15 protein-coding genes are annotated in these 17060 nt (G+C 63.5%); 7 read left to right on the forward strand and 8 right to left on the reverse strand.

The genetic code is table 11. The annotated features are described in order from the left end of the window. Positions 1–10: 10 nt before the first annotated feature. The gene (locus P8H27_RS01170) at positions 11–583 is read right to left on the reverse strand and encodes a LemA family protein (RefSeq protein ID WP_289634781.1); all 573 of its coding nucleotides are present in this window, start codon (positions 581–583) and stop codon (positions 11–13) included. Between the two features lie 207 nt (positions 584–790). Here P8H27_RS01170 and P8H27_RS01175 point away from each other — a divergent pair, with 207 nt between their 5' ends. From P8H27_RS01175 to P8H27_RS01200, 6 genes are all read left to right on the forward strand, one after another. Then, positions 791–2125 (forward strand): imelysin family protein, encoded by a 1335-nt coding sequence (locus P8H27_RS01175; RefSeq protein ID WP_289634783.1) that lies wholly within the window; start codon positions 791–793, stop codon positions 2123–2125. 157 nt (positions 2126–2282) lie between these two features. After that, a complete protein-coding gene (locus tag P8H27_RS01180; protein ID WP_289634784.1) occupies positions 2283–3695 on the forward strand; it encodes a di-heme oxidoredictase family protein in 1413 nt (470 codons plus the stop codon). Between the two features lie 10 nt (positions 3696–3705). Beyond that, positions 3706–4767, forward strand: a complete 1062-nt coding sequence (locus tag P8H27_RS01185) for an imelysin family protein (RefSeq protein WP_289634785.1) — start codon at positions 3706–3708, stop codon at positions 4765–4767. Beyond that, positions 4768–5874, forward strand: coding sequence for a DUF1513 domain-containing protein (locus P8H27_RS01190; RefSeq protein WP_289634786.1), 1107 nt, complete (start codon positions 4768–4770; stop codon positions 5872–5874). Positions 5875–6083: 209 nt separating this feature from the next. After that, the gene (locus P8H27_RS01195; protein WP_289634788.1) at positions 6084–7211 is read left to right on the forward strand and encodes an efflux RND transporter periplasmic adaptor subunit; all 1128 of its coding nucleotides are present in this window, start codon (positions 6084–6086) and stop codon (positions 7209–7211) included. A gap of 51 nt (positions 7212–7262) precedes the next feature. Further along, positions 7263–10313, forward strand: coding sequence for a multidrug efflux RND transporter permease subunit (locus P8H27_RS01200; protein WP_289634789.1), 3051 nt, complete (start codon positions 7263–7265; stop codon positions 10311–10313). Positions 10314–10418: 105 nt separating this feature from the next. On the opposite strand, the gene P8H27_RS01205 is transcribed toward P8H27_RS01200, so the two are convergent. The 6 genes from P8H27_RS01205 to P8H27_RS01230 form a co-directional block, all read right to left on the reverse strand. Continuing rightward, on the reverse strand, positions 10419–10646 hold the full coding sequence (locus P8H27_RS01205) for a hypothetical protein (protein WP_289634790.1): 228 nt from the start codon (positions 10644–10646) through the stop codon (positions 10419–10421). Between the two features lie 2 nt (positions 10647–10648). Then, on the reverse strand, positions 10649–11332 hold the full coding sequence (locus tag P8H27_RS01210; RefSeq protein WP_289634791.1) for a lipopolysaccharide kinase InaA family protein: 684 nt from the start codon (positions 11330–11332) through the stop codon (positions 10649–10651). Positions 11333–11737: 405 nt separating this feature from the next. Continuing rightward, entirely contained in the window at positions 11738–13381 is a 1644-nt protein-coding gene (gene groL, locus P8H27_RS01215; RefSeq protein ID WP_289634792.1) for a chaperonin GroEL, read from the reverse strand. 60 nt (positions 13382–13441) lie between these two features. Further along, positions 13442–13735 carry a co-chaperone GroES gene (locus P8H27_RS01220; protein WP_289634793.1) on the reverse strand — a complete coding sequence of 98 codons (294 nt, stop codon included), beginning with the start codon at positions 13733–13735 and terminating at the stop codon, positions 13442–13444. A 304-nt stretch (positions 13736–14039) separates the two neighbouring features. Further along, positions 14040–14489, reverse strand: coding sequence for an FxsA family protein (locus tag P8H27_RS01225; RefSeq protein WP_289634794.1), 450 nt, complete (start codon positions 14487–14489; stop codon positions 14040–14042). A gap of 63 nt (positions 14490–14552) precedes the next feature. Continuing rightward, positions 14553–15284, reverse strand: coding sequence for a HugZ family protein (locus P8H27_RS01230; protein ID WP_289634795.1), 732 nt, complete (start codon positions 15282–15284; stop codon positions 14553–14555). Positions 15285–15388: 104 nt separating this feature from the next. Between P8H27_RS01230 and P8H27_RS01235 the strand changes: the two genes are divergently transcribed. Next, positions 15389–16147: an SDR family oxidoreductase gene (locus P8H27_RS01235; RefSeq protein WP_289634796.1), complete on the forward strand. Its 759-nt coding sequence runs from the start codon at positions 15389–15391 to the stop codon at positions 16145–16147. Between the two features lie 78 nt (positions 16148–16225). Here P8H27_RS01235 and P8H27_RS01240 read toward each other — a convergent pair whose 3' ends face one another. Continuing rightward, on the reverse strand, positions 16226–17053 hold the full coding sequence (locus tag P8H27_RS01240; protein ID WP_289634797.1) for a mechanosensitive ion channel family protein: 828 nt from the start codon (positions 17051–17053) through the stop codon (positions 16226–16228). Positions 17054–17060 lie beyond the last annotated feature (7 nt).

The raw sequence follows: 17060 nt of genomic DNA on the forward strand, positions 1-17060 counted from the left end.
GCGCCACGGCCTAACTGAACAGCGACTTGAGGTCGACGTCGGCCATCTCGGCGTCGCTGAACTCCAGCAACTCGCCGGCCTGGAAGGCAAAGGCCCGGGCGATCACCACATCGGGAAACTGCTCGATGCGCACGTTGTTCAGGTTGACCGCCTCGTTGTACAACTCGCGCCGGTCGGCGATGCCGTTCTCTAGACCGCTGATGCGCTGCTGCAGGTGCTGGAAGCTGTCATTGGCCTTCAGTTCCGGGTAGTTCTCGGCCAGCGCGAACAGTTGCCCCAGGCCAAGCCGCAAGCCACTTTCAGCCTTGCCCAGAGCGCCGACGTCATGCTGCTCGCGGGCGCTGGCGACGGCGTTGCGCGCGGCAATCACTCGCTCCAGGGTGCGCCCCTCGTACTGCATGTACTGCTTGCAGGTCTCCACCAGTTTGGGCAACTCGTCGTGGCGCTGCTTGAGCAACACATCGATATTCGCCCAGGCCTTGCTCAGCCCGTGCTTCAAACGCACCAGGGCGTTGTAGAGCATCACCGCATAAGCGGCGAGAAGCAGCAGAATCACGAGGACGGCAACACTGGTAAGGCTCATACGGCTGACTCCATAACGGTGGGCATGACGGCGAGGCGAATGCTGGCATTCTAACGGCATCGTGCTGCCGGGACGGCGACCCGGCGCACGGCTTTATGCGATTTAATCGCAACGACCCTTTGCGCAAAATGCAAATCTTTCGCATTATGTTGCAGCTTTGCGTGCGCGTTCGCGTGCCGCTCTCATTTTCATGCAAAGGATTTCGTCATGATTCGTATGCCCCTGGCTCGCGCCAGCCTACTGGCCATTGCTATCTCCCTCGCCGGTTGCGGCGAAGACCAGGCCCCCGTCAGCCAAGCCCCGGCACCTGCCGCCAGCAGCGCCAGCGCCCCGGTAGCCGTGGCCAGCCAAATCGACGAAGCCGCGGCCAGCGCCGTGGTCGCCCACTATGCCGACCTGGCGCTGGCCGTCTTCAGCGACGCCGCCAGTACCGGCAAGGCGCTGCAGAGCGCGATCGACGCACTGCTCGCCAACCCGACCGAGGCCACCCTGCAAGCCGCCCGCGCAGCCTGGTTGGCGGCGCGCGTGCCCTACATGCAGTCCGAAGTCTTCCGCTTCGGCAACGCCGTGGTCGACGACTGGGAAGGCCAACTCAATGCCTGGCCACTGGACGAAGGTCTGATCGATTACGTGGCCGCCGACTACCAGCACGCCCTGGGCAATCCAGGCGCCAGCGCCAACATCATCGCCAACACGCACATCCAGGTCGGTGAAGACCAACTCGACGTGACTGAAATCACTGCGGAAAAACTCGCCAGCCTGAACGAGCTGGGGGGTTCCGAGGCCAACGTCGCCACTGGTTACCATGCCATCGAATTTCTGCTCTGGGGCCAGGATCTGAACGGCACCAACCCAGGCGCAGGCGCACGCCCGGCGAGCGATTATGGGCTTGGCGAAGGCGCCACCGGCGGCCACAACGAACGCCGTCGCGCCTACCTCAAAGCCGTCACCGCGCTGCTGGTCAGCGACCTGGACGAGATGGTCGGCCAATGGCAAGCCGGCGTAGCGGACAATTACCGCGCCAGCCTGCAAGCCGAATCGGCCGAGAACGGCCTGCGCAAGATGCTCTTCGGCATGGGCAGCCTGTCCCTTGGCGAACTGGCGGGCGAGCGCATGAAGGTCGCCCTGGAAGCCAACTCCAGCGAAGACGAGCACGACTGCTTCAGCGACAATACCCACAACTCGCATTTCTATAACGCCAAGGGCATCCGCAACGTCTATCTGGGCGAATACCTCAAGGCCGACGGCAGCACCCTGAGCGGCCCGAGCCTGTCCGCGCTGGTGGCCAAGGTCGACGTCCAGGCCGACAGCACGCTCAAGGCCGACCTCGCCGCGAGCGAAGCCAAGTTGCAGGCCTTGGTCGACAGCGCCAATAACGGCCAACACTTCGACCAACTGATCGGCGCCGACAACACCGCAGGCCAGCAGATCGTCCGCGACGCCATCGCCGCTCTGGTCACACAGACCGGCGCCATCGAACAGGTCGCGGGCAAACTGGGGATCGGCGACCTCAACCCGGACACCGCCGACCACACCTTCTAAGGCGACGCGCAACAGCAGCCGATGCGATCGCCTGATCGCATCGGCTCTTTTCTGCCTGCGACCTTTCACTGTCGACGCTAACGCAAATCTGTCTTATTTAAATTCAACTGGCCTGCTAAGCTTGCCCGCCTGACTTTCTTGCTGCGGACTCCTGTCGATGCCTGCCCCGCTTCCTCGCCTGCTGCTGTGCCTGCTCCTGGGCCTGGCCGGCTGTGACCAGTCGCCTCGCTTTAGCCAGGCCGAACCGGACGAAGCGCTATCCGCCGGCAGCGCCACCGTGTTCAAACACGACCACAACGCCTTCTCCCTGCCATCGGCCAATCTGGCCCCTTCGCGCCGCCTGGATTTCAGCGTCGGCAACAGTTTCTTTCGCAACCCCTGGGTGATCGCCCCGGCCACCACCACGGCACGCGACGGCCTGGGCCCGCTGTTCAACACCAACGCCTGCCAGAATTGCCACATCAAGGACGGCCGCGGTCACCCGCCCGGGCCGGATGCCATCAGCGCCGCCTCGATGCTGGTGCGCCTGTCGCTGCCCGCGGGCGTCGAGCAGGCGGCCATCATCGAGCGCCTGGGCGTACTGGCCGAACCCACCTACGGCGGCCAGCTGCAAGACATGGCCAACCCGGGCGTCGCCCCCGAGGCCAAGATACGGGTCAGCTATAGCCTGCACAGCCTGCGCTTTGCCGATGGCAGTACGGTTGCACTGCGTCGACCCAAGCTGAACATCAGCCGGCTCGGCAATGGCCCCCTGCATCCAGACACCCGGTTTTCCGCCCGCATCGCCCCGCCGATGATCGGCCTGGGCCTGCTCGAAGCCATCCCCGAGGCGGCGATTCTGGCCAATGCCGACCCGCAGGATAACGACGCGGACGGCATCTCCGGACGTGCCAATCGGGTCTGGGACAGGGCGCAACAGCGCACGACGCTGGGCCGCTTCGGCTGGAAAGCCGGGCAACCCAGCCTCAACCAGCAGAACGCCGAGGCCTTCGCCAACGACATGGGCCTGACCAACTCACTGGTCAGCCAGGACAACTGCACCAGCCTGCAAACCGACTGCCGCAACGCCGCCCATGGTGGCGAACCCGAAGTCAGCGCCAGCATTCTCGCCAGCGTGCTGTTCTACAGCCGCAACCTGGGCGTACCGGCGCGGCGTGACGTCGAGGCACCCGAGGTGCTCGAAGGCAAGAGCCTGTTCCACCAGGCCGGCTGCCAGCGCTGCCATGCTCCGCAGTTCACCACCGCCAGCGATGCGGCCGAGCCCGAGTTGGCCAACCAACTGATTCGCCCCTACAGCGACCTGCTGCTGCACGACATGGGCGAAGGTTTGGCGGATAACCGCAGCGAGTTTCTCGCCAACGGTCGCGAGTGGCGTACCCCACCGCTGTGGGGCATAGGCCTCACCGAAACGGTCAACGGCCATACCCAGTTCTTGCATGACGGCCGGGCGCGCAACCTGCTGGAAGCCATTCTCTGGCACGGCGGCGAAGCCGAGGCGGCCAAGCAGAAGGTACTGACTTTCTCCACCGGCCAGCGCACCGCGCTGCTGGTTTTTTTGAATTCGCTGTAAGGAGTTGCACATGGCCCGCTCACCCCTCGCCCTCGTCTTGCTGAGCCTGGCACTCAGCGCCTGCTCACCCGCCGACCCGCAGCAGAGCGTCAGCCGCGCCCTGACCGACGACGTGCTGCTGCCGGCTTACGCCAGCTGGGTCGAGGCCAATCGCCAACTGGCCCAAAGCGGCCAGGCCTTCTGCGCCGGCGAGCAGAGCCTGAGCGATGCACATCAGGCCTTCCGCACCGTACAAAGCGCCTGGGCCGGCCTGCAGCCGCTGCTGATCGGCCCGCTGGCCGAAGGCAACCGCGCCTGGCAGGTACAGTTCTGGCCGGATAAAAAGAATCTGGTGGCGCGCCAGGTCACCGCGCTGATTAACAGCAAACCGCAACTGAGCCCTGCCGACCTGGATAAATCCAGCGTGGTGGTGCAAGGCCTGAGCGCTTACGAATACCTGCTGTACGACCCGGCTATCGACCTCGCCAATGCCGAACAGAAGGCCCGTTATTGCCCGCTGGCGGTCGCCATCGGCCAGCACCAGCAAGCCCTGGCAAGCGACGTACTCGAGCTCTGGCAAGCCAAGGACGGCATGGCCGCACAACTGCAAGACTTCCCCAACCAGCGCTACGCCGAACCTGCCGAAGCGCTGGCCGAGTTGCTGCGCACCCAGGTCAGTGCCATCGACGGCTTGAAGAAGAAGCTCGGCACCCCGCTCGGCCGACAAAGCAAGGGCCAGCCACAGCCTTATCAGGCCGAGGCCTGGCGCAGCCAGGCCAGTCTGGCCAATCTGGCGGCCGGCCTGGCCAGCGCCGAACGCATCTGGCACGGAGCCGAGCAGGACGGCATCCAGGCGCTGTTGAGCAGCGACCAGGCCGCCCTCAAGCAGCGCATCGACGCCGCCTACGGCGACACCCGCCAACGCCTCGCCGCCCTGCAACGCCCGCTCGGCGAGTTGCTCGCCGAGCAGCCCGGACGCGACCAATTGAACGCGCTCTACGACAGCCTCGATGCATTGCACCGCCTGCACGAAAGCGAACTGGCAAAAGCCCTCGGCATCCAGATGGGCTTCAATGCCCATGATGGTGACTAAGTGAAACGCAGAGACTTCCTCGGCCTGAGCGCTGCAGCCCTGGCCGTCACGGCAGCTAGCGGCGCCTGCGCCGGCTGGACGCTGATCGACAACGGCGCGCAGCCACTGCTGCTGTCCGCCCGCAACAATGCGGCGGGCCGGCACTATGCAGTGGGCTATCGCCTGGATGGCAGCCAGGTGTTCGCCACCCAGGTCAGCGAACGTTGTCATGACGTGGTGCCACACCCCAGCCTGCCGCTGGCGCTATTCGTCGGGCGCCGACCCAGCACCCAGAGCTATCTACTCGATAGCCGCAACGGTCGCCTGCTGCAAACCCTGCACACGCCAGCACAACGGCACTTCTACGGCCACGCGGTGTTCCACAACAGCGGCGAGTGGCTGTACACCACCGAGAACGACACCAGCGACCCCGGCCGCGGCGTGCTCGGCGTCTATCGCCTGCAAGGCGGGCAGCTGCAACACACCGCCGAGCTGTCGAGCCACGGCCTCGGCCCGCACCAACTGCTCTGGCTGCCCGACGGCGAAACCCTGGCGGTGGCCAACGGCGGCATCCGCACCGAAGCCGACAGCCGGGTGGAGATCGACCTCGACGCCATGGACTCCAGCCTGGTTCTGCTCAACCGCGACGGCAGCCTGCTGAGCAAAGAACAGCTGCCCGAGCGCATGAACAGCGTGCGCCACCTGGCGGTGGCCAACGACGGCACCCTCGTCAGCGCCCAGCAATACATGGGCGAACCCGACGCGGCGGCGCCACTGCTGGCGATCAAGCGGCCCGGGCAAGCCTTCCAGCCCTTCCCGCTGGCCGAGGCGCAGCGCCTGGCGATGCATCAATACAGCGCCAGCGTGGCGATCAACGACGAGCTGCGCCTGCTGGCACTGACCGCGCCACGCGGCAACCGGGTGTTCATCTGGGATCTGGACAGTACCGAGCTGCGCCTGGATGCAGCGCTGCCCGACTGCGCTGGCGTCGGCGCGGTGGCCGAGGGATTTGTGGTCAGCAGCGGCATGGGCCGGTGCCGGCTTTACGACTGCCGCCACGGCAAAATCACCGCCCAGCCCCTGCAACTGCCGGCGGGGCTGTGGGATAACCATTTGCGCTTGGTCTGAGCGCTTGTTGACCTGCGCAACCAGGGGCTACGAGCCAGCAAACGGCCAGCATTTACCGGCCACTGTGGCAATTCGTCGGACACTTCGTTGCCTGGATGCACCCTCGAAATCTTTTGCGAAGGTACCGCTTTGACATAACTGAAAAGGACTTTTAAGGTGCCCCTCTTGCCTATTCCCAGGCCCCATTTGCCTCGCCAAGGAACCGGAATATGTTGCTTCGCCGCATGTTGATCATGCTGGGCGTAGTCGCCCTCGTGGTACTCGCCCTCGCCGCCTACAAAGGCCTGTCCATCTACCGGGAAATCCAGCAGTTCTCCGCGCCGCCGCCACCGATCAGCGTCAACGCGGCAGAAGCCGTGGAGCGGCCCTGGCAGAGTCGCCTGCCGGCCATAGGGACGCTGAAAGCCTTCCAGGGCATCGATCTGACCGTAGAAGTCGCGGGCACCGCACGCGATGTGCTGTTCCAGTCCGGCGAGAAGGTCGGCCTCGACCAGCCGCTGATCCAGATGGACAGCGATGTGGAAAAAGCCAGCCTGAGCACCGCCCAGGCCGAGCTGGGGCTGGCGCGGGTCGAGTACCAGCGCGGGCGCAATCTGGTCAACCGTCAGGCCATTTCCAAGAGCGAGTTCGATCGGCTCTCCGCCGAGTTGCAGAAAGCCAACGCCAGCGTCGCCCAACTGCAAGCCACCCTGGCCAAGAAGCGCATCCTCGCGCCCTTCGCCGGCACCATCGGCATCCGCCAGATCGACGTCGGCGACTACCTGGCCTCCGGCACCACCATCGCCACCCTGCAGGATCTGTCGACCCTGTTCGTCGATTTCTTCCTGCCGGAACAGAACGTGCCGCAATTGGCCATCGGCCAACGCGTGCGCGTCCAGGTGGCGGCCTATCCCGACGAGGTGTTCGACGCTCAGATCGTCGCAATCAACCCCAAGGTCGAGGCGACCACGCGCAACCTGCTGGTGCGCGCCAGGCTGGCCAATCCGGACGAGAAACTGCTGCCCGGCATGTTCGCCAATCTGCAGGTGCTGCTCGCCGGCGAGACGCCGCAGGTGCTGATCCCGGAAACCGCGATCACCTACACCCTGTACGGCAACTCGGTGTACGTGATCGCGCCGCAGCGCGCCGAAGACGGCAGCCCGGCCAGCACGGCCGACGGCCAGCCGATCCTGCAGGTCGAGCGGCGCTTCGTCGAAACCGGCGAGCGCCGCGAAGGCCGGGTGGTGATTCTCAAGGGCCTGCAGAGCGGCGAACAAGTGGTCAGTGCCGGTCAGCTCAAGCTGGATAACGGCGCCCGCGTGGCGATCGTCAGCGATGCCGTCGAAACCGTCGAATAGCACCAACCGGCCGGCAGCGCCTGGAGCGCTGCTGGCGTAAAGGAACTGCCCATGGCTTTTACCGATCCCTTCATCCGTCGCCCGGTACTGGCGACCGTGGTCAGCCTGCTGATCGTCCTGCTCGGCCTGCAGGCCTTCGACAAATTGACCATCCGCCAGTACCCGCAGATGGAGAACGCCCTGATCACGGTCACCACCGCCTACCCGGGCGCCAACGCCGAAACCATCCAGGGCTACATCACCCAGCCCCTGCAACAGAGCCTGGCCAGCGCCGAAGGCATCGACTACATGACCTCGGTGAGCCGGCAGAATCTCTCGAGCGTGTCGATCTACGCGCGCATTGGCGCCGACAGCGACCGCCTGTTCACCGAACTGCTGGCCAAGGCCAACGAGGTGAAGAACCAGCTGCCGCAAGACGCCGAAGACCCGGTGCTGAGCAAGGAGGCGGCCGACGCCTCGGCGCTGATGTACATCAGCTTCTACAGTGATGAGCTGTCCAACCCGCAGATCACCGACTACCTGTCACGGGTGATCCAGCCCAAGCTGGCCACCCTGCCGGGCATGGCCGAAGCGGAAATCCTCGGCAACCAGGTGTTCGCCATGCGCCTGTGGCTCGACCCGCTGAAGATGGCCGCCTACCAACTGAGCGCCAGCGACATCAACGACGCCGTGCGCCAGTACAACTTCCTCGCCGCCGCCGGCGAAGTGAAGGGCGAGTACGTGCTCACCAGCATCAACGCCAGCACCGAGCTGAAATCGCCGCAGGCCTTCGCCGCCATCCCGTTGAAAACCATCGGCGACAGCCGGGTGCTGCTCGGCGATGTGGCGCGGGTGGAAATGGGCGCGCAGAACTACGATTCGATCAGCTCCTTCGACGGCACGCCCTCGGTCTACATCGCCATCAAGGGCACGCCGAGCGCCAACCCGCTGGACGTGATCAAGGAAGTGCGGCAGATCATGCCCGAGATCGAGGCGCAGCTACCGCCCAACCTCAAGGTGTCGATTGCCTACGACGCCACCCTGTTCATCCAGGCGTCCATCGATGAGGTGGTGAAAACCCTGTTCGAGGCGATCCTGATCGTCATAGTCGTGGTCTTCCTGTTCCTCGGCGCGCTGCGCTCGGTGCTGATCCCGGTGATCACCATCCCGCTGTCGATGATCGGCGTGCTGTTCTTCATGCAGCTGATGGGCTACTCGATCAACCTGCTGACCCTGCTGGCCATGGTGCTGGCCATCGGCCTGGTGGTGGATGACGCCATCGTGGTGGTGGAGAACATCCATCGGCATATCGAGCAAGGCAAGACGCCCTTCGCTGCGGCCATCGAAGGCGCCCGCGAGATCGCCGTGCCGGTGCTGTCGATGACCATCACCCTGGCCGCGGTCTACGCCCCGATCGGCTTCCTCGAAGGCCTGACCGGCGCCCTGTTCAAGGAGTTCGCCCTGACCCTGGCCGGCGCGGTGATCATCTCCGGCATCGTCGCCCTGACCCTGTCGCCGATGATGTGCGCCAAGCTGCTGCGCCACGACGAGAAACCCAGCGGCCTGGCCCATCGTCTGGACATGCTCTTCGATACGCTCAAGCGGCGCTATCAGCACGCCCTGCATGGCACCCTGAACACTCGCCCGGTGGTGCTGGTGTTCGCCCTGATCGTGCTGTGCCTGATTCCGCTGCTGCTGATGTTCACCAAGAGCGAACTGGCGCCCGAGGAAGACCAGGGCATCGTCTTCCTCATGAGCAATGCACCGCAACCGACCAACCTCGAGTACCTGAACCGTTACACCGATGAGTTCGTCGCGATCTTCAAGGAGTTCCCGGAGTACTACTCCTCGTTCCAGATCAACGGCTTCAGCGGCGTGCAGTCGGGCATCGGCGGCTTCCTGCTGACGCCCTGGAACGAGCGCGAACGCACCCAGATGGAGATCCTGCCGCAGGTGCAGGCGCGCCTGAGCCAGATCGCCGGCCTGCAGATCTTCGGCTTCAACCTGCCTTCGCTGCCGGGCACCGGCGAGGGGCTGCCGTTCCAGTTCGTGATCAACACACCCAACGATTACCAGTCGCTGCTGCAGGTCACCGAACGGGTCAAGCAGCGCGCCCTGGCCTCCGGCAAGTTCGCCTTCCTCGACATCGACCTGGCCTTCGACAAGCCCGAGGTGGTGGTCGACATCGACCGCGCCAAGGCGGCGCAGATGGGCGTGTCCATGGAGGATATCGGCCTGACCCTGGCGACCCTGCTCGGCGAGGGCGAAATCAACCGTTTCACCATCGACGGCCGCAGCTACAAGGTGATCGCCCAGGTCGAGCGCGCCTACCGCGACAACCCGGACTGGCTCGGCAGCTACCAGGTGAAGAGCGAAAGCGGCGAGATGCTGCCGTTGTCGACCCTGATCACGGTCAGCGACCGGGCGCGGCCCACCCAGTTGAACCAGTTCCAACAACTCAATTCGGCGATCATCCAGGGCGTGCCTATCGTCAGCATGGGCGAAGCCATCGAGACCGTGCAGCAGATCATGGCCGAGGAGGCGCCGGCCGGTTTCGCCGCCGACTATGCCGGCGCGGCACGCCAGTTCATTCAGGAAGGCAGCGCCCTGTATGCCACCTTCGGCCTGGCTCTGGCGCTGATTTTCCTGGTGCTGGCGGCGCAGTTCGAAAGCTTCCGCGATCCGCTGGTGATCCTGGTGACGGTGCCGCTGTCGATCTGCGGCGCGCTGATCCCGCTGTTCCTCGGCTTCTCCAGCATGAACATCTACACCCAGGTGGGCCTGGTGACGCTGATCGGCCTGATCACCAAGCACGGTATCCTGATCGTCGAGTTTGCCAACCAGCTACGCCGCAACCAGGGCTTGTCGCGCCGCGCCGCCGTCGAGGAAGCGGCGGCGATTCGCCTGCGGCCGGTGCTGATGACCACCGCGGCCATGGTCTTCGCCATGATTCCGCTGATCCTCGCCACGGGCGCGGGGGCGGTGAGTCGTTTCGACATAGGCCTGGTGATCGCCACCGGCATGGCGGTGGGCACCCTGTTCACCCTGTTCGTCCTGCCCTGCGTCTACAGCCTGCTGGCCAAGCCGGACACGGAGCCCGCCATGGCGCCGACGGCCAACTGAGCCGCAGGCAACGGGCCCGCCCAGCCATACACGAAAAATGCCGTGCACTTGACCCAAGTGCACGGCATTGGCACGCCAATGGGGATTGTCAGGCCGATCACGCGCTCATTTCTGCCCGCTCAGACTCTGCGACAAACTGAACATAAACAGCAGCAAGTCCCGATCCGGCACCACCTGTTGCAGCGCTGCGCTGGCCTTGTGGGGCACAGGACAGTGCAGGCTGCTGGATTTACCCAGTATGACCGGGCCTGGCTCATGCCAGGCGGCCGCGGCCCATGACGCCACGCCCAGCGCCGCGACCAGGAAAATACCTCTAGCTGTTTCTAACTTCATAGCTACAACCCCTTGATAGCGCTGCCAAACGCTTGCTGGTAAAAGTAGACCAATAGATCCCAATCACCAGCACTCCACGACGAATGGCGCTTGAGTTGCTGCATATCGTGACGGGCAGCCTGGCGCGGACTGAAACGCCGCCGGCTTTTTTCCAGATCCAGCACGGCGGTTTCGACTTCGATGCGCTCACCCACCCGCTCGACCCGCACGAACAGATGCTTCTGATAGAGGCAACCATGCTGCCAGCACGCCCGGTGGAACCGCGCCAACATACCGGCCACTTGCTTCAGTAGTTGCTCGTTCACCGCCGCACCGAAACGCTCACGTCCGCCCTCGGCATACCAGATATTGAGTTCCTGAAAACCTTTCAGCTCCTCCGACACCAGCAGACCGCGCCAGAGTCCGGCGCTGTCCCGCTGGACATCACAGAAGACCAGGCTCGGCGCCTTGACGTCGATCTGCTTCAGGGCCAGCAAGGCATCGCGCTCGCGCAACACGGTAGGGCGACCGAAGGGATAGCGCAGGCTGCGGTAGAAGTGGCCCACCTGGCGCTTGGCATAGAGCACCTGGCCGTCGTCCTGGCGCAGACGCTGCACGCCGCTCTCGCCACCGCGTCGGCGGTTCGGTTCCTCGACCCATTCACCCTGTAACTGCCACCACTGCTCGAATGCCATAACAACTGTCATTTGATTCGCCTGTAAACCCAACATCACCAAAACCAGACTCGACCAGAAGCCTTACCCAGTCACCAACAGTAACAAAACCTCAATCGCGTAACCCCAAGCCACTCCCAGGCATCGATGCACAAGACCCTGACAGCCCCTGACCTGACTTCATAACCGCGCCGACCAGTGGTAGCACGCTTGCGCCAAACCGTACCTTAACGCAATTTCCACACCATATATGGCCCAGGCGGTTCCGGGCCACCCCAGCTTGCCGTCCGCGGCCCGCTCACTCGCCACTGCACACAGCGCCGGGACAACCTCGAGCCAAGCGCAATGCAGCCAAGCCGCCATACTTGCACCGGCTGGCTAAAAAAAAACCCGCGCCGAGGCGCGGGTTTTTCAGGGACTACTGGGGAGCCGACTGGCTTACATCATGCCGCCCATGCCACCCATGCCGCCCATGTCCGGCATGCCGCCAGCGGATGGCTTGTCTTCGACGATCTCGGCGATCATCGCTTCGGTGGTGATCATCAGGCTGGCAATCGAGGAAGCGGCCTGCAACGCCGAACGGGTCACTTTGGCCGGGTCGAGGATGCCCATTTCGATCATGTCGCCGTACTCGCCGCTCGCCGCGTTGTAACCGTAGTTACCCGAACCTTGCTTGACCTTGTCGACCACTACGCTCGGCTCGTCACCGGAGTTGGCAACGATCTGACGCAGCGGCGCTTCGACAGCGCGGCGCAGCAGAGCGATACCCACGTCCTGATCGGCATTCTCGCCTTTCAGCTCGCTGATAGCCTGCAGGGCACGTACCAGAGCCACACCGCCGCCAGGTACCACGCCTTCTTCGACGGCCGCACGGGTGGCGTGCAGGGCGTCTTCAACGCGGGCTTTCTTCTCTTTCATTTCCACTTCGGTACCGGCACCGACCTTGATCACGGCAACACCGCCGGCCAGTTTGGCCAGACGCTCTTGCAGCTTCTCTTTGTCGTAGTCGGACGAGGTGTCTTCGACCTGCTTGCGGATCTGGGCGACACGCGCCTGGATGTCGGCTTGCACGCCAGCACCGTCGATGATGGTGGTGTTTTCCTTGTTGAGGATGACCCGCTTGGCGTTACCCAGGTGTTCCAGGGTGGCGCTTTCCAGGCTCAGGCCGACTTCTTCGCTGATCACGGTACCGCCGGTGAGGATGGCGATGTCCTGCAGCATGGCCTTGCGACGGTCGCCGAAGCCCGGCGCCTTGACGGCAGCGACCTTGACGATACCGCGCATGTTGTTCACCACCAGGGTGGCCAGGGCTTCGCCTTCGACGTCTTCGGCGACGATCAGCAGCGGACGGCCGGCTTTGGCCACGGCTTCCAGCACCGGCAGCATTTCGCGGATGTTGGAGATCTTCTTGTCGACCAGCAGGATCAGCGGGCCGTCGAGTTCGGCGACCATGGTGTCCGGCTTGTTGATGAAGTACGGCGACAGGTAGCCACGGTCGAACTGCATGCCTTCTACGACCGACAGTTCGTTTTCCAGGCCCGAGCCTTCTTCAACGGTGATCACGCCTTCCTTGCCGACTTTTTCCATGGCTTCGGCAATGATGTCGCCGATGGAGCTGTCGGAGTTGGCGGAAATGGTGCCGACCTGGGCGATGGCCTTGGTGTCGGCGCACGGCTTGGATTGCGCTTTGAGCTGAGCAACGATGGCGATGGTCGCCTTGTCGATGCCGCGCTTCAGATCCATCGGGTTCATCCCGGCAGCGACGGCTTTCAGGCCTTCGTTGACGATCGACTGAGCCAGCACGGTAGCGGTGGTGGTGCCGTCGCCCGCGTCGTCGTTGGCACGCGAGGCCACGTCTTTGACCAGCTGCGCGCCCATGTTTTCGAAGCGATCTTTCAGTTCGATTTCTTTGGCGACGGAAACGCCGTCCTTGGTGATGGTCGGAGCGCCGAAGCTCTTCTCGATGATCACGTTACGGCCTTTCGGGCCGAGGGTCGCTTTAACGGCATCGGCCAGGACGTTTACACCGGCGAGCATTTTCTTGCGGGCGGAGTCGCCGAACTTAACTTCTTTAGCAGCCATGTTGGATATTCCTCAAAATTCGTTTTGGTGGAGCGCAATACGCTGTGGCGGAGTCTGCAATCAGGCTTCGACAACGGCCAGGATTTCGCTCTCGCCCATGACCAGCAGGTCTTCGCCGTCAACCTTGACGGTGTTGCTGCCGGAGTAAGGACCAAACACCACCTTGTCGCCGACCTTGACGGCCAGCGGGCGGACTTCGCCGCTGTCCAGCACGCGACCGGTGCCTACAGCGACAATTTCGCCCTGGTTTGGCTTCTCGGCAGCGGAACCCGGCAGCACGATGCCGCCTGCGGTTTTGGTTTCTTCTTCGCTGCGACGGATCACGACGCGGTCATGCAGAGGACGAAGCTTCATTGTCGATCTCTCCCAATAGGTTGGTTACATCGGCTGGCGTTCACGCCAGCGGGTTGGCAAAGTCCGGCGGAGCCGGTTGCGCTGCACCGGAGTGCAACGCGGAAGTCTGTTCTGCCGAAACCGGCAGAAAACCTTGCGGTGACCGCTACATAAGGGCGCACAAGGGGATTTCAAGGGGCGGCGATGTTTTTTTTGCGTTCGATGAACGCCTGCAGCGGCGTATTGACGCCGGCCCGACAGGCAAAATCGCCCGCCATGGGGCAACGCCCAACCCTGGCCTGCTAGCGGAACCGGCACAATCGCGTCAGTCGTGACGCTTGTACTCACCTTCCAGCACATTCGGCCGGGTCTGCCCGGAACGCGCCGCCAGATCATCGGCAAACGCCCGCTGGCGCATGGCTTGCTCAGCCGCGCGCAGGCGGATTTTGTTGGCCAGCAAGCGGCGGCTGAAGGGCATCAGGCACAGCACGCCGAGGAGGTCGCTGATGAAGCCCGGCAGCAGCAGCAGGCCGCCACCTACCGCAATCAGCAGACCCTCGAGCATCTCCTGCTCCGGCAGTTCGCCGCGCGCCAGCTTTTCGCGCGCACGCCAGGCGGTGGCCACCCCGGCAATACGCAGCAGAATGCCGCCAAGAATCGCCGTACCTATGACCAGCAACAGCGTCGGCAGCACGCCAATGGCGCTGCCGACCTGAATCAGCAGGGCCAGCTCGATAAGCGGAAACAACAGGAACAAAAACAGAACAACACGCATCAAGAATTCCTTAGCGGAAGAACGGCTTCCAATAAGAGTGAGATATGGGGCATTGCGCTTAATTCAAGCGGAAACAGCGCCGCCGGTCGGCCAAACAGCGGCATGCGCCAGCGACACAAAGGCCTGACGCACCTCGTCGGGAGCGTGACAGGATGCGGCAAAGGCCAGCCAATAGACACTGCGGCCGATGCGCAGGTGGAACCCCTCACTGTCGACACCCACCAACTCAGCCGGCACCTGGGTCGGCAAACCGGCCAGCGCGACATAATGAGCGATGGCACTGGCATGGTCACGGTTCATGTGCTCCAGCATGCCCCGCTCGTTTTCGCCCGCGAAAGGGTTACTCAGCGCCACCCGATCCAGCCAGTGAATCGCACCGAAACCGCCGATATAACGCCAACGCACCGGCGCCAGCATCCAGAAATCGAAATCATGGGAGCGGTGATAATTTCGCGATTCGGGAAAGTAGCGGTAATAACGCGCTGCGGCAGCCTCGATTGCGCCCTGGTCATGCAACTGTCGCGCTTCGGCGAGTAGCGTATGACGGCCAACCGCCTGCACGTCCTCGGCGCCACGCTCGCCGACCAACAGCGAACACTTGGCGTCCTGCCTGAGGTTATGGGTGTGCTGGGCGATGCGGCTGATCAGAAGCAGCGGACAACCCTGAGCGTCCAGGCAGTAGGGCACCACCGATCCGAAAGGAAAGCCCGGCATGGCCTTGGAATGGGTCGAGAGCATCCCACGGTATTCCTTGAGCAGCAATTCTCGGGCATGCTTAGCGGCTTTCACGCTCACGTTATGACTCCTCGCAAAGAATCCGTCACTAGCGGACAGGCGCCCTAGAATAGCTGTTACAGCGCGCCAGCGGGGCCACACGAGATACCTTGAGGGGATACGCGATGCAACTCAAAGACAAAGTTATCATCATCACCGGCGGCTGCCAGGGTCTGGGCCGCGCCATGGGCGAATACCTGGCCGGCAAAGGCGTGAAACTGGCGCTGGTCGATCTCAACCAGGAAAAACTCGACGAGGCCGTGGCCGCCTGCGAGGCCTATGGCGTGGAAGCACGGGCTTACCTGTGCAACGTGGCCAATGAAGAACAGGTCAGCCACATGGTCGCCCAGGTCGCCGAAGACTTCGGCGCGATCAATGGCCTGGTCAACAATGCCGGGATCCTGCGTGACGGCCTGACCATCCGGGTCAAGGACGGCGAAATGAGCAAGATGAGCCTGGCCCAGTGGCAGGCGGTGATCGACGTCAACCTGACCGGCGTATTCCTCTGCACCCGCGAAGTGGCGGCGAAAATGATCGAATTGCAGAATCAGGGCGCGATCGTCAACATCTCCTCGATCTCCCGCGCCGGCAACATCGGCCAGGCCAACTACTCGGCGGCCAAGGCTGGCGTCGCCGCCGACACCGTGGTCTGGGCCAAGGAACTGGCGCGTTACGGCATTCGGGTGGCCGGCGTGGCGCCGGGCTTCATCGAAACCGAGATGACCCTGAGCATGAAGCCGGAAGCACTGGAGAAAATGACCTCGGGTATTCCGCTGCGGCGCATGGGCAAACCGGCGGAAATCGCCCACTCGGTGGCCTACATTCTGGAAAACGACTACTACACCGGCCGCATTCTCGAGCTGGACGGCGGCCTGCGCCTGTAACCTGCGCGCGCCCTGAAAAATGCCGCTTTCCCGAACAAGGAAAGCGGCATTTTCATAGCCGAACAGGCACCGACGAACTCAGCTGGACTGCACCAGATGCACCACCCGTTGCGGGAACGGAATACCGATGCCGGCCTCGCTCAATTGCTCCTTGGCCGACTCGGTAAACGCGAAGGTCACCGGCCAGAAGTCCGCCGTCGCCACCCACACCCGCAGCGACAGATTGACCGCGCTGTCGCCCAAGCCGGTGACGAACACCACTGGCGCCGGATCGCTGTGCACCCGCGGGTCTTCGGCGATTTTCAGCAGCACATCGCGCGCCTGCTTGATATCGCTGGAGTAATCGATGCCCAGGTTGATGTCGACGCGGCGCTTGGGTTCACGCGAATAATTGGTGATATGGCCATTCGACAAGCTGCCGTTGGGCACGATGACCACTTTGTTGTCCGCGGTTTTCAGCGTGGTGTGGAAGATCTGGATGCTGTCGACGCTACCGGAAACGCCCTGGCCTTCGATCCAGTCGCCGGCGCGGAACGGGCGAAACAGCATGATCAGCACGCCACCGGCGAAGTTCGCCAGGCTGCCCTGCAGGGCCAGGCCGATGGCCAGACCGGCGGCACCGATCACCGCGATAAAGGAGGTGGTTTCCACACCGATCATCGAGGCCACGCTGACCAGCAACAGCACCTTGAGGACGATGCTGGCCAGGCTGCCGATGAAGCTGTGCAGGGCGCGGTCGACGTTGCGGCGATCCAGCACCGCGCTGACTTTGCGGGTCAGCGTGTTGATCAACCACCAACCGATCAGCAAGGTAAGAATTGCCAGGGTCAGCTGACCACTGTATTGCAGCAGCACCGGCAGCCAGGTCTCGGACATCCTCACCAGTTGCTCGACATTCATCTCCATTTGCCAC

Origin of the sequence: Pseudomonas sp. sp1636 (assembly GCF_030376615.1) — a bacterium.
Classification (GTDB): Bacteria; Pseudomonadota; Gammaproteobacteria; order Pseudomonadales; family Pseudomonadaceae; genus Aquipseudomonas.

Excerpts from the sequence above, each read along its gene's own strand:
- P8H27_RS01170 (WP_289634781.1), bottom strand. The coding sequence starts at position 583 with ATGAGCCTTACCAGTGTTGCCGTCCTCGTGATTCTGCTGCTTCTCGCC.
- P8H27_RS01175 (WP_289634783.1), top strand. The coding sequence starts at position 791 with ATGATTCGTATGCCCCTGGCTCGCGCCAGCCTACTGGCCATTGCTATC.
- P8H27_RS01180 (WP_289634784.1), top strand. The coding sequence starts at position 2,283 with ATGCCTGCCCCGCTTCCTCGCCTGCTGCTGTGCCTGCTCCTGGGCCTG.
- P8H27_RS01185 (WP_289634785.1), top strand. The coding sequence starts at position 3,706 with ATGGCCCGCTCACCCCTCGCCCTCGTCTTGCTGAGCCTGGCACTCAGC.
- P8H27_RS01195 (WP_289634788.1), top strand. The coding sequence starts at position 6,084 with ATGTTGCTTCGCCGCATGTTGATCATGCTGGGCGTAGTCGCCCTCGTG.
- P8H27_RS01200 (WP_289634789.1), top strand. The coding sequence starts at position 7,263 with ATGGCTTTTACCGATCCCTTCATCCGTCGCCCGGTACTGGCGACCGTG.
- P8H27_RS01205 (WP_289634790.1), bottom strand. The coding sequence starts at position 10,646 with ATGAAGTTAGAAACAGCTAGAGGTATTTTCCTGGTCGCGGCGCTGGGC.
- P8H27_RS01210 (WP_289634791.1), bottom strand. The coding sequence starts at position 11,332 with ATGACAGTTGTTATGGCATTCGAGCAGTGGTGGCAGTTACAGGGTGAA.
- groL (WP_289634792.1), bottom strand. The coding sequence starts at position 13,381 with ATGGCTGCTAAAGAAGTTAAGTTCGGCGACTCCGCCCGCAAGAAAATG.
- P8H27_RS01220 (WP_289634793.1), bottom strand. The coding sequence starts at position 13,735 with ATGAAGCTTCGTCCTCTGCATGACCGCGTCGTGATCCGTCGCAGCGAA.
- P8H27_RS01225 (WP_289634794.1), bottom strand. The coding sequence starts at position 14,489 with ATGCGTGTTGTTCTGTTTTTGTTCCTGTTGTTTCCGCTTATCGAGCTG.
- P8H27_RS01235 (WP_289634796.1), top strand. The coding sequence starts at position 15,389 with ATGCAACTCAAAGACAAAGTTATCATCATCACCGGCGGCTGCCAGGGT.
- P8H27_RS01240 (WP_289634797.1), bottom strand. The coding sequence starts at position 17,053 with ATGGAGATGAATGTCGAGCAACTGGTGAGGATGTCCGAGACCTGGCTG.